Origin of the sequence: Mycoplasmoides fastidiosum (assembly GCF_024498275.1) — a bacterium.
Lineage (GTDB): Bacteria > Bacillota_I > Bacilli_A > Mycoplasmatales > Mycoplasmoidaceae > Mycoplasma_N > Mycoplasma_N fastidiosum.
In genome coordinates this window covers 1075353-1088907 of record NZ_CP101809.1, presented here as the reverse complement: position 1 = coordinate 1088907, position 13555 = coordinate 1075353, and the positions used below count along the sequence as shown (strand labels likewise).

Here is a 13555-nt window from a genome sequence, read left to right as displayed (position 1 = left end):
CGATCTTCATTATCGGTTTAAAAATAAAAAAATGCATTCTAAAATTAGAATGCATTTTTAATTTAATTATTTATTAATATGGTAATTATTTGATTTTAAATTTCAGTTCAGCAGTGGCTACAACATGGTTATTAATAAAGTGTAATAAATCTTGTTGGGTTTTTAGTTCTGGATAAGCTTGGGGAGCAAGATCAGTTGCATAAACAAACAAAGTATAAAAACCAGCAGCAGTAGAATAGGTATCACTTAATTCCACAAAATATCCCCCACCAAATAAATTTCGGGCAGCAAATAATTTTTTTTCTTTCTCAGTGATCAACCCATCTTTACCAAACTGGGCAAATAAAGAGGGACGACCAGAATTTAAAATCTCAGCACTATAACTGTTAACGGTGTTAAACAAATGGGTTTGTTGATCGACCACAACCCGATCGCCTTCTGGTTGAAAAATACTATAACCAGTCCAGTTTACTAATGGGGTTCCGATAATATTCAAACTTTGGGAGTTATTCAATAAAACAACATATGATTGAGCATCAGCTACCTTATCAAAACTAAATTCAATGCGTTTAAAAGATTTAAAACCTACAGAAAGAGGGTTTTCAGCATTTCATTTTAGAATAGTGAAATATTTGCGATCTAAAAAATTTCCGGATTCAGTTTTGATTAAATCTTTGATTTGTAAATTTTGAATGCGAATTAAACTAGCTGTTTCTGAAACATAGAAATGACCACCATCTTTTAAATGGGGGTCAACAATGTCGGGATTAGCTAAACTGATATAACCATTTTGAAATTTCACTTGCCGACCAACAAAGTATAGTGAATATTTTTTAATTGGATCAGATTTTAAAACGATTTCTTCAAACAAAGCAAAAGTTTGGGGATAAGGCAAATGATCAGTATCGGGTTTTTCTCTTAAACCAATGACAACCACTTCGTATAAATGATCATTTTCAGGAGGAGTAGGACCAAAATAATTCCGAGCGTTATCATTTAAAAATTCAGCAGGAATAATACTGGATTGAACGTTTTTAGTAGTAGAGTTTTCAAACTGGAATAAAACATTTTCGCCTAATTCAGCTGAAGCATTTTCATCCAACTCAGTAATATTAGGATCTAAAACTAAAGCAGCCCAATGTAAAAACGGTACTCCCATGGCACCTGAAGCATCTTTATCCATTAAAACAACAGCATAAGCAGCTGCATTTTCGATTGCAGCCCATTTCAAGTGCAATGAACGATAAGGATCGGTATTTAATCTTGCATTAATAACATGGTTTTCATCAATACTATTAGAGGTTAAAAATTTGGTGAATTTTTCTTGCATTTTGTTATCCATTCATGAATATTTATAAGGTGTTTAAATTTTAACACAGAAAAAATGAATCATTTTTTGTCAGAAGATTAAAAAAACCAAGTTAAGTGGTTTAACTTGGTTTTTCAAGGAAGCAGACAACTAATTGTGGCGTATGATGTTGCCTGTTTTTAATTGATTTAACAGTTCTTGGCCGGTAAGTTTTTTATCACTCATGGACATTTTTTCAATTGATGATGAAATATAACTATCAAGATTAGCAGTATTCAAATCACCTGCTGGATTAAATAAAGGATTATGAGCAGAATCTTTATAAGGAACAGCTTGAGCTGCTTCTTGGAAACTGATGTAGTCTCGTACAGAAATACCTAAAGCATCTAGACTTAATTTTTTCACATTATCTTTTTCAGTTTTAGCTTGATCCATAATTTTTTGATAATGGGCTTTAGCTTTAGTTACATCGCCATAATTTCTAGCAATTGGCACATAGTAGCGGGATTTTAATTCGATGTAATCAGTAGTGTTATATTCAACACCATTTTCAATAATGGTGCCCTTATATAATCAACCTAAAAATTTAATTAATCCCTTGTCTTTGCGTTCGGTTGTATGAATTGGAGTCAGCGCAGATCCCCCGGCCACATAAGTGAATTTTTGTTGTTGGGCATCTGTGGCTTTAGTCACATAATTAATTTGACCAACTCACTTTACTTCTTCATCAAACTTAGCAAAAGATTGAAAAATTTGTTCATTATTATTACTGAAATATTTACGGGCATTATCAGATTGGGCAGAACTTAAATAAGCCACAGTTGGAGAAACTGCTAATGCAGTATTAAAAGTGCGAATGTAATTATGGGACCAATCTGAACCGGTTTTAGCAGCATAATTAATTGGCCGTAGTCCCAAATCTTTTTTATAGGGGATAAAGTTAGAACCAACAAATTTGTCAAATGATTCAACAAAAGCTTTAGCTTTAGGATTCTCTGTTGGGTCTCCATCTAAGAAATTATAATCAACAGTTACCCGAGAATTTCTTGCATCATTTTTATATTTAAAAATGTAATCACTTTGGTTCTCTCCAGTATCTTGCCATAAGAACCGATAGAAAATATTATTGGAATAATCAGACGAAAGAACACTAGTTAACTGATCTCTAATGGGATCAAATTTTACTCCACTTTTTAGTTTTAAAAGTGGAGTAACTTTGTAAACAAACTCGTTTAGTTTGTCATAGTATTTAAAAGTGTCGTTATTAATGGTATAACCATTCAATTCGGTTGTTTTAGTTGCTGAAGATTCAGGATACTGGAAGCGGTTATACCCAGAAGATTTGATTCTTTCGATTACTTTTGCACGAGTGATAGCTGCAGCATCATGAACTAGTCCACTGGATTCAGTAGTTAAAGTTGCTCCGGCTTGCACAGCTAAATCTAATAAAAATTTTAAAACAACTAAATTAACAGTTAAACTTTCTAGACTAGTTAAATTAAAGGGAAGAGAATACAATCGTTTTTCATTACTTGCAGAATTAGCGCCAGAAATATTGGTGTGCATGGATAAGATTTCGGGACTGAAATCTTCAGGTTTAATAACACTGGAAACATCAAGTAAGCGATTATAACTTTGGATGGAACTTGCTGCGGTTGGGGTGTTCAAAATTAAAGATGGTACAAGTGAATCACTTGCTGAAATCTTTCGAACAGTATCATTTAATAGAGCAACTTCAGAAGTTGGCCCATTGTAATCGCTTTGGGTTAATAAATCAACTTGAACAAAATCAGCTTGATCTTTAAAAGTGGCGTTGTAATAATTTACTAAAGGTTTTAAAGCAGTTGGTAAAGGTCAATCTAATCCTTGAGCTGTTGCAAAAATCACATTATTGGATTGCGTATTAGCACACGCAGAGATAACTAATGAACTGGTGATTGCACCAATGAAGAATAAATTTAATTTTTTAAATCAATATTTTTTAACCATTTTTTTGTTTTCTACTTCCGTTTACTTTAAGATTGATTAGTTTTTTATTGAAATCATGTTGGAACAATAAAAAGCTGATTAATCTCAAGTAATTATTAATTTTTGTATCTGAACAAAAATAGGTACAAATTTATTCCTATTTCTTGCGATACAATCAGTATTTTATTACTTTTAAAACTAAATGTCAATAATTTTGGCATTATTTTTCTCACTATTTTTAATTCAGATCATGTTTAATTTCTAAATTAATGCTTTGAAAATTCTTAATAAATAAAAAAATCAAAAATGTTGATTTGCAGGCAAACAACATTTTTGATTTTGGTGAAAATGGAGCAAAATTAAAAGTAGAAAGAAACTAAAAAATTCCTAATAAAGATGGGTTTTCTAAGTATTTTTTAATTGTTGAGGCAAAAGTAGCAATTTCAACACCATCAGCCCACCGGTGATCTGCAGCAACTGTTAAATACATGAAATGGTGTTCTTGATGATCTGCAAGAACACGAGTTACAATTGTTCCAACACCTAAAATTGCCATTTCAGGGAACTTAATCACAGGCATTCCAAAAATAGCTCCAGCTGAGCCGTAGTTAGTAATGGTGAAATGACCATTGCTCATATCCGCTCCTTTTAATTCCCGAGCGCGGGCTTTTTTAGCTAAAGTAGTAATATCAGCAGCTAATTGTAAAACAGATTTGGTGTGCGCATCTTTAATATTCGGTACTAATAAACCATAATCAGTATCAACAGCAATACCTAAGTTTAAAGTTCCAGGATAAACTAATTCTTGGGTTGCTTCGTCATATTGACTAGTGAAGATGGGGAACTGTTGCAAGGCTAAAGCAGTAGCTCGAGCAATGAAGGGCAAGAAAGTTAATTTTACGCCGGTAGTTTTTAAAACCATTTCTTTATATTGAGAACGCAGTTCTACTAAGTTGGTCACATCAGCTTCAACAACTTGGGTAACATAGGCAACTTTTTCTCAAGATTGTTTTAGATTTTTAGCAATTACTTGGCGTAAAGATGAAGTTTTTTCTCGTGCAGCAACAGGATGCGTACCTAATTTAGTTGGTTGAACAACTGGGGTTGGTTGAGTTGCAACTGTTGGTGTGGACAGAGGCGCAGGCTGTTGGCTAAGATCAGCACTCATGATTCGATTATGCGGGCCACTACCTTGTAAACCAGTTACATCAATGCTATTAGCGGTTGCAATTTTTTTAGCTAATGGTGAAATTACCACATCTGCACTAATTGTTGTTGTAGGTTCAACTGAAGCAACCGGAGCCGGTTGTGAAGCAGAGACTGGAGCAGTTTCAACTGCTGGTGCAGGTGCTTCATGGGCTGGATTTTCTTGACTGGGATCTTCTGGACCAGAACCATCATCAATGACAAACACAACTTCACCAACGTGAACAGTTTGGTCAACCGCAATTTTAATTTTGAAAATTTTACCATTAACTGGAGAAGTGATTTCTGAGGTTACTTTATCGGTTTCAACTTCAAATAAAGCATCACCATCTTTAATTTGATCACCCTCTTTTACTAAAATTTGGGTAACTTTGCCTTCGTGTAAACCTTCGCCAATGTCGGCAAATTTAAAATAATACATTTTGAATTTTCTTTCGATATCAAATTTTTCGTCGCAAAAATTTATATGGAATAATTAACTGCTTTGATCTGTTGGGAACAATTGCAATTATCAAATTTTGATTATAAACCATTAAAACTCACAATTAATCATAATCATGGTCAGTTAAAAAACTTCAAACTAAACCATAAGCATGAATTTGATCATTTTTTTGGGCTCCACTAGCTAATAGTTTTTCGGTTAATTGGTATTTAGCTAATTTGGCTTTTAAGCGAAATTTGTTATCAATTGTATCTTGGGGAATTTTGTGAATTCAGTAAGCAATTTCGGGGTGTTCGACATTTCATCCTGATTTCCCAAAACTAATTTGCAATTCTGTTTGCTGATTTTTGGTGGGGAAATTAGTGTTATTAATTTCATAAACCCCTGCTTCAACTTGTTTCATTAGCTGATCATGAGTTTGAAAGACCCGATCTAATAAATCATTCATATTATTTTTGTTGGCGGTGGAAATTAAAAACACTTCTTGTTTTGTTAAATTAATTAGTTGTTCATAAGCGGCTTGATCATAGTTTAAATCAATTTTGTTAATTACTAAAATGGTTGGTTTAGCTGCTAAAGCAGCAGAATACTGTTGAATTTCATTAGCAATAACTTGATAACTATTAACAATTCCTAACTCATCATCTGCAGCAATTAAGTGAATCAAAATTTTGCAACGATTTAAGTGTTTTAAAAAATCATGACCTAATCCCGCTCCATTGGCTGCATTTTCAATTAAACCAGGGACATCAGCAAAAACTAGTTTTTGATTTCGATGAGCTACTGCACCTAAAACGGGTTCTAAAGTGGTGAAGGGATAAGAAGCAATTTTGGGTTTAGCGTTAGAGATATTAGATAAAAAAGTCGATTTTCCCGCATTTGGAAACCCAAACAAACCCACATCAGCAATGGATTGAATTTCTAATTTGACAGTTAAACCAGCTCCTAAATCACCTCGTTCTCATAAGGATGGAGCTTGATTAATGGAAGATTTGAAAAAGTAATTACCCTTTCCCCCTTTCCCTCCCTTGCACAATAAAAAACTTTGACCATCTTGCACGATATCACAAATTTTAATCCCTGTCTGCAGATCAGTAACCACAGTACCACAAGGAACTTTAATAATCTTATCTTGACCTTTAGCTCCGTGTTGAATTTTAGAAGCACCATTCACTCCGTTTTCAGCCCGAATCGTTTTTAGGTTACGCAAATGAAATAAATTATTAAGGTTTTGATCACCAATGATAATGATGTCACCACCTTTACCTCCATCACCACCAAATGGCCCACCTTGGGGATAATGAGCTTCACGACGTCATGCTAAAGCGCCATTACCGCCATTCCCAGCTTGTAATTTTAAGACGCAAACATCGACGAATTGGTAGTTCATAGCAAGAAGAAATTATTTTTTTAGATTAATGTAGTTTTTTTCTTTATTTTTTTGCAATCAAGTTTTATCGGTTTGGTTATGTTGCACTTGTTCGCGGAATTCTTTTAGGTTTTCTAAATAAACACCGTCATTTAAATTACGGTTTAAATAAGCAAAGAATTTAAATGGAAAATAAAATCCAATAACAACTGTTCCAGCCATAATTAAAATGCGAATGATCACAACAAATCAAGCTGAACTAGACTGCCCTCCAAATCCTGGAAAAGCTCCAGAATAAAACAGAATTAATGCGGTGAATCAAAAGGCAAATAAGAAGACATAACAATCAGTCGCTAATAACGGGCGTTTTAAAAAGATGCGACAAATTAAGTGGTAAATGCCTAAGATTACGACATGAATAAAAATGAAAGCTAAAAAGATATAAAAGGCATTTGGATTTACTGTTGCAAAAGGATAAAAGAATTTAGCACCAACCGGCTCTTCTTGCACAACTCCATCAATCACTAAATTATTGCCAACATAATTACTCGTTGTGGCAGGATCAATCATAAGATTGCGAAAATAATCTAAGTATTGGGGCGGCAAGCCGCGAATTCATGTGTTTCACGCCCCACTAAAATTAGCGGGATTAGTTGGGTAATAAAAAACAGGGGTATTCTGATTTTGAGCAATAATCCAGTTCTGGTGCAATAAATTTCATTCCCCCATCAAGATGTAAAAAACAAGCAAAGGGGCAATGACAAGTAAAGATAATCACAGTCATAAAGCAACTGGATTACTGCGGAGTTTTAATTTCATTAGAATTTATTTTATTTTGATTGATTGAATTGCTAGTAATTAAAAAAGGGTCAAATTAAACGCGTTTTTTCCGTGGTTTTTTTACATTATAAAATTTTTGATAGTAAAAACTTAATAATTCATTGGTGCGGTGCATATACGCTTCAATTCCAGGATCATAGGGCATACTAAGAGCTCATTGTACAGCAAAACAAGTGGTTAAAAAAATATGATCAGCCAGAATTTCTCATTCCAATTTTGCTAATTTTGCTAACCATTGGGCTAATTCTAAATCTAAACGGGCCTCCCGGATGAAATTAGCATAATCCCAATAATAATTGTTAATGCGCCCCCATTCATAATCGATCAATTCCAATTCTTGGGTTTGATCATTATAAATTAAATTTAAAAGACTAATATCGTTATGGGATAAACATTTGGGTAAGTCTTTGTAAGTGTGGGTTAGTTCTAAATATTTTTGTCAGTGTTCTGAAGCTAGACGTTCATCAACGTATTGTTCAAAACACAAATTATTGTGCTTTCGCACTTTTTTAGCTGCGGGATGATTTAAATCAGTTTTGTGCAATTGTTCAATAATATCAACTAGTTTTTTTAAAAACTGGATGTCAATATCAGTAACAACTGGATTGCGCCCCACAAACCAATGACGAATGCTATTACCAGTTTTTAAATCATAATAAACATAAGTTTGATCATTAATTAATTTTAAAATGGCTCGTTCGTTGTCGCGAAAAATAATGTCATTGTTCATCCCAAAACGGACTTGGTATTGTTTGTTATTTTTTGTTTTAATGCGGTATGTTTCGTTGCTATAACCCAAGCTAATTTTTTCACATTCGACAATATCTTCAACTTTATATTTTGGTTTACAATGCTTGATAAAAAAGCTTTGAATTTCGGTCAATTTTTCACTACTCCCACTTACAAAAACTGGCTAATCATGTAAAACATAATTTTAGCAAATTATCAATTTAAATGCTTAAAAAGATGAGAAGAAATTCATTCAAAGCATTTTTATTGATGGTATTTGATCAAACAAAAACCACCCAAATTACTTTGGCTGGTCTTAAAAAATGGTGAAAATTTATTTTAAAAATTGAATTTCATTAATTAAATGCAGAAGCTGAATTTTAAAAATTAGAAGTAGCAAAAACATAAATTAAATTCTGGGCTAATGAAGGAATATAGGGTGAACCAGTATCATTGAAGAAAACCGTTTTCATTTGGGATTCAAAGAATTCTTTTAAATAAATATTGATTGGCTCAGATACGCGTAATTTATTATTGCTAAATAATCTTAATCCATTAGGAGCTGGTTCATTAACTAGAATTTTAATTTGATCATCCACATATTTTAAAGCATCACCCCTAAATCCAGCTACTTGACGTTGGAAGTCAGTCAGTTGTTCACTAACTTGAAAGTCTTGAATGATTGGATCAAAAACTTTTAACTCAATTGAATTTAAACCACTTAACCCAGATTCTAAAGCACGAAAAATAATGCGGTTTTCATCCGCGTTATAAATGTTATTTAGCGCAGTGATTACTTGGTTTAAATTCGGGTTTAAACCAAGTAAACGGTGTTTAACTTCTTCAGTCAATGTTACATTTTTAAAAGCTTCACCACTGGCGTTTTTTAAAGCATTAAAGAAGTCATCGACACTATTAATTGGTGTTTTGGGTTTTGAGGTATTATTGGTACTGTTACCAGAATTAAAGTGGGTTGGATTAAATAAATTTTGAATTTGGGCAAAGATTTGTAAGAACAATTGCCGCACTTGATTTAAATTATTATGTAATCAAAATAAAGCACTAATACGATTGTTAGTTGCATCAAAGTTACCAAAGGGATTAATTTGGTTAAAAAGGCGGGTGCCGTTGAATTGATTTAAAAAATCTAAGGCTTGATCTACAGCTTGGTTGGCTGTAAATTCGTGCCATTGATTATAACCAGTAAAAACGGTTACCGGCTGAAGTTGATTAATTGATCAAGTTGGTTGCACTAATGGAAAAACTAGTTTGGATGATTGATTTTCAGATTCATCTTCTTCATCATCTTTTTTTGTGTCTTTAGTTTGTTGAGTTGTTGGCTGATTAGCTTGGTCATTATTCGCACCAAGATTAATTCCAAAAACTTCAGATAAACGTAATCCCGAAGCAAGAGTGCCAGTTAAACCAAAACTGATCGGCAACATTAAAGTCGCTTGAGCGATCGCAGTAAAAACACGCCGTGATACTCGCCACAATAAATTACCCCCACCCCGACGTTTGAAAATTTTGCGTAAGAACAACATGTGGATACCAAAAAGGATGATGTTCATAATGACGGCTGCGATGATATAAAAAATAACCACCACATATTGTCGAACATAAATTAGGACCACTGGCGTGTAATAGCGGTACTGTTGGGGTAAATAATTTGAAAAATTATTAATCAAAAAATTAGTAAAACCTTCAAGTGCATAATTAGCAACAAGTGCAAAAATTGCTAATAAAACGACATTGAAAACTCCGTAGTACAAGACTTTTCTTCAGCCAGAAAAAAAGCCCCAAACAAAACCAATGAGCAAAAAACCGATAAAAACTAAAATGGAAATTAAATTAATGTTCATGATAAATTTTTTGGACCCATTTCTGTAAAAAGGCGGGTTAAAAAAATGTTCTTTGTATAAAATACGCCTTTTTTATTAAAAATAAAAAAGGCGCTGAATGATTTGATTTTACCCAAAATATTTGATTTCTTGGCATTTTCTAGTGCAATGCGATTAAAATCAAAATTAATTAATAAGTAATTATTTTTTACTACGTAATTCTAAAATTTCAGTTGTAACTGATTTTGGGGCTCGTTCGTAGTGGGAGAAAGTCATAGTGTAGTTACCTCGACCTTGAGTGAAAGATCGTAAGTCAGTGGCATAACCAAACATTTCTTTTAACGGCACTTTAGAACGAATAATTTGGACATTATCGCGTTGATCAGTTCCTTCAATTTGGCCTCGACGAGAAGAAATGTCACCCATAGTGTCACCGAAGTACTGGTCAGGAACAGTTACTTCCACGTTCATAATTGGTTCTAATAAAACTGGACCACATGATTTAGCAGCTTCTTTTAAAGCCATCGAAGCAGCAATACGGAAAGCCATTTCGTTAGAGTCCACATCGTGGTAAGATCCATCAAATAAAGTTGCTTTCACATCAATTAATGGATAACCAGATAAAGGACCTGATTTCATTGCATCAACTAAACCGGCTTGAATTGGTTTAATGTATTCTTTAGGAATTCGACCACCAACAATTTTGTCGACAAATTCAAAGTTTTTGTCTTTATTTGGTTCAAATTTAATTCACACGTGACCATAGTTCCCCCGACCACCAGATTGTTTAATGTATTTTCCTTCAACATCAGCTGTTTGGGTAAAGGTTTCACGGTAAGAAACTTGGGGAGCACCAACGTTTACATCAACTTTAAATTCGCGTTTCATACGGTCAACGATAATTTCTAGGTGTAATTCACCCATTCCAGAAATAATGGTTTGACCAGTTTCTTCATCAGTGTGAGCACGGAAGGTTGGATCTTCTTCGGATAACTTAGATAAAGCAATGGACATTTTTTCTTGGTCAGCTTTTGTTTTTGGTTCAATTGCTAAAGAAATTACGGGTTCAGCAAATTGCATGGACTCAAGAATAATTTCGTTGTTTTCATCACACAAAGTATTCCCAGTTCCAGTATCTTTTAATCCCACTACAGCACAAATATCACCAGCCCGAATTTCTTCGATTTCTTCACGGTTGTTAGAGTGCATTTTCACTAAACGAGAAATGCGTTCTTTCACTCCTTTAGTGGAGTTGTAAACATAAGTTCCTTTTTTTAGAACACCAGAATAAATCCGGATGAAAGTTAAGCGACCTACAAATGGATCAGTTGCAATTTTAAAAGCTAAAGCAGCAAATGGTTGGTCATCGCTATTGTTACGTTCCACTTCTTTGTTATCAACAGTAATTCCTTTAATTGCAGGAACATCAATTGGTGATGGTAAATAATCAACCACCGCATCCAATAACAGTTTTACCCCTTTGTTTTTAAAAGCGGTACCACACAAAACAGGGAAGAATTCAGCAGTTAAAACTAAACTACGAATACATTTTTTAATTTCAGGAACACTGATTTCATGACCTTCTAGATATTTAGCCATTACTGTTTCATCAGCAACAACAATTTCGTCTAATAATTCACTGCGTAAACGTTGTGCTTCAGCTAATAAATCAGCAGGAACTTCGATTTCAGTGTAATCTTCATCTTGCTTGCCATCAAAAGCATAAGCTTTCATTTCCACCAAATCAATAACCCCTTTGAAATCAGCTTCAGTTCCGATGTTTAATTGAATTGGTACAGCTTTAACTCCTAAACGATCACTGATGGATTTTACTGATTTTAAAAAATGGGCACCGATTTTATCCATTTTGTTACAGAAAACAATGCGGGGCACGTTGTATCTTGTAGCTTGACGTCACACGGTTTCAGTTTGGGGTTCAACACCCATTTGGGAGTCCAACACAGCTACAGCACCATCTAATACCCGTAAAGAACGTTCCACTTCTACAGTGAAATCCACGTGTCCAGGAGTATCGATTAAGTTTAATTGGTGGCCTTTCCAAGTCACAAAAGTAGCTGCAGAAGTGATGGTAATTCCGCGTTCTTTTTCTTGAGCCATTCAGTCCATGGTTGCTCCACCATCGTGCACTTCACCAATTTTGTGAGTTTTACCAGCGTGGAATAAAATCCGTTCACTTGTTGTTGTTTTCCCAGCATCAATGTGGGCCATAATTCCAAAGTTACGGAACTTGTCTAATTCAAATTTACGATTCATATAAAGAAGATTTGTATTGGATAATATTTTTAATTTAATAGTTTTCTGTTAAATTGCAGATTTAAAAATTCAGTAATTCACTCCATTAATTATATGATGAGAATAACAGATAATTATTCGGAGCAAATAATGCAACACAACTAAAATCGCAAGTGGGCAAATGCTTTGTTTGCTTCAGCCATTCTTGTTGTTTCTTCACGTTTTTTAATAGAAGCACCAGTATTGTTTGAAGCATCAATGATTTCATTAGCTAATTTTTCGATCATTGTTTTTTCATTACGTTTGCGACTAAATAAAATTAATCAACGTAGACCTAAAGTTTCTTTACGTTCTTTTGAAACTTCAGTTGGTACTTGGTAGTTAGAACCAGCTACCCGACGAACTCGTAGCTCGATCACTGGAGAAATGTTATTTAAAGCGGTTTGAAACACTTCTAATGCTGGTTTTTTAGTTTTTTTCTCAACTAAAGCGAAGGCACTGTACAAAATTGATTGCGCTGTACTTTTTTTACCTTCATACATAATCATATTAATAGCCTTACTTACTAATCGTGAGTTGTGTAATGGATCAGGTAAGACAAATCGTTTTGGAGCTTTTGCTTTACGCATGATTTAAAGTTTCCTTTGTTTTAATTTGTTGATATTTGTTTGAAAATAATTATTTCGCCGCAGCTTTAGGTCGTTTTGCTCCATAGGAAGATCGTTGTTGGCGGCGTTTTTCTAACCCGACAGTATCGAATGTTCCCCGAACAATATGATAACGAACCCCAGGTAAGTCTCTAACCCGACCACCACGAATCATTACAACGTTGTGTTCTTGTAAGTTATGACCTTCACCAGGAATATAAGCCAATACTTCATCGTTATTAGTTAAACGAACTTTGGCATATTTTCGTAACGCAGAGTTAGGTTTTTTTGGAGTCATAGTCCCAACCCGAGTACATACTCCTCGTTTAAAAGGCGCCGCATCAGCATTATGAACCTTTTTCAAAGAGTTTCAGGTTTTTAATAATGCTTGAGATCGGGATTTTTTGATTTTACGTTTGCGTTCATTTCGCACTAATTGCGCAATTGTTGGCATGTTTCACCTTATTTCAAGAATAATTTATATTTTTTTAATTAAAGAGATGAATGCAAGATTTTGGCTATTCTATAGCAGTAAATGCTTGCATTTTGTATTTGAAATAACAACACTTCCGTGTGTATATCAATTAACCGAATTAAGATTATACCTAAAAATTTTAGTTTTTTAGCGAAATTATTGGGAATTTGAACAGCCCAATTAAAGGTTTTTCAAAAACTAAACCCACAAAAATAAGGAAAATTTTTATTTTTTATTATGAAAAATTCTAGTTTTTTTGATAAATAAGAAAATACATTGGTTTTTGGGAATTGGTAGTTTATTTAAAATAAAAAATTACAGTCAATCTAATTTCTAAAATACTGTTAATTTCATTTAAAAGTGAAAAATTCATTTTCCAACACAAATGGAATTAGTTGTTACTTTCTTTATAAAAGTAAGTGTCACCATTTCATGCGGAATTTTTCAGTTAAGAAAAATTATTTTTCAAAACTTCT

General features: G+C 33.6%; 10 protein-coding genes. All 10 read right to left on the bottom strand.

The window, feature by feature from the left end; translation table 4 throughout:
- Window positions 1-85: 85 nt before the first annotated feature.
- Window positions 86-1330, bottom strand: a complete 1245-nt coding sequence (locus NPA10_RS03825; protein ID WP_256547390.1) for a YbhB/YbcL family Raf kinase inhibitor-like protein — start codon at window positions 1328-1330, stop codon at window positions 86-88.
- A gap of 129 nt (window positions 1331-1459) precedes the next feature.
- Window positions 1460-3298, bottom strand: coding sequence for a P68 family surface lipoprotein (locus NPA10_RS03820; RefSeq protein WP_256547389.1), 1839 nt, complete (start codon window positions 3296-3298; stop codon window positions 1460-1462).
- Window positions 3299-3653: 355 nt separating this feature from the next.
- Window positions 3654-4904 carry a dihydrolipoamide acetyltransferase family protein gene (locus tag NPA10_RS03815; protein ID WP_256547388.1) on the bottom strand — a complete coding sequence of 417 codons (1251 nt, stop codon included), beginning with the start codon at window positions 4902-4904 and terminating at the stop codon, window positions 3654-3656.
- Window positions 4905-5028: 124 nt separating this feature from the next.
- Window positions 5029-6315 carry a GTPase ObgE gene (gene obgE / locus NPA10_RS03810; protein WP_256547387.1) on the bottom strand — a complete coding sequence of 429 codons (1287 nt, stop codon included), beginning with the start codon at window positions 6313-6315 and terminating at the stop codon, window positions 5029-5031.
- A gap of 12 nt (window positions 6316-6327) precedes the next feature.
- Window positions 6328-7113, bottom strand: a complete 786-nt coding sequence (locus tag NPA10_RS03805) for a hypothetical protein (protein WP_256547386.1) — start codon at window positions 7111-7113, stop codon at window positions 6328-6330.
- Between the two features lie 55 nt (window positions 7114-7168).
- Window positions 7169-8017, bottom strand: coding sequence for a protein kinase family protein (locus NPA10_RS03800; protein WP_256547385.1), 849 nt, complete (start codon window positions 8015-8017; stop codon window positions 7169-7171).
- Window positions 8018-8243: 226 nt separating this feature from the next.
- A complete protein-coding gene (locus NPA10_RS03795) occupies window positions 8244-9725 on the bottom strand; it encodes a hypothetical protein (protein WP_256547384.1) in 1482 nt (493 codons plus the stop codon).
- A gap of 180 nt (window positions 9726-9905) precedes the next feature.
- Complete coding sequence (gene fusA / locus NPA10_RS03790; protein ID WP_256547383.1) at window positions 9906-11978, bottom strand: elongation factor G; 2073 nt, start codon at window positions 11976-11978, stop codon at window positions 9906-9908.
- A gap of 140 nt (window positions 11979-12118) precedes the next feature.
- Window positions 12119-12586, bottom strand: coding sequence for a 30S ribosomal protein S7 (rpsG, locus tag NPA10_RS03785; RefSeq protein ID WP_256547382.1), 468 nt, complete (start codon window positions 12584-12586; stop codon window positions 12119-12121).
- 49 nt (window positions 12587-12635) lie between these two features.
- Window positions 12636-13058, bottom strand: coding sequence for a 30S ribosomal protein S12 (gene rpsL, locus NPA10_RS03780; RefSeq protein ID WP_256547381.1), 423 nt, complete (start codon window positions 13056-13058; stop codon window positions 12636-12638).
- Window positions 13059-13555: the final 497 nt, after the last annotated feature.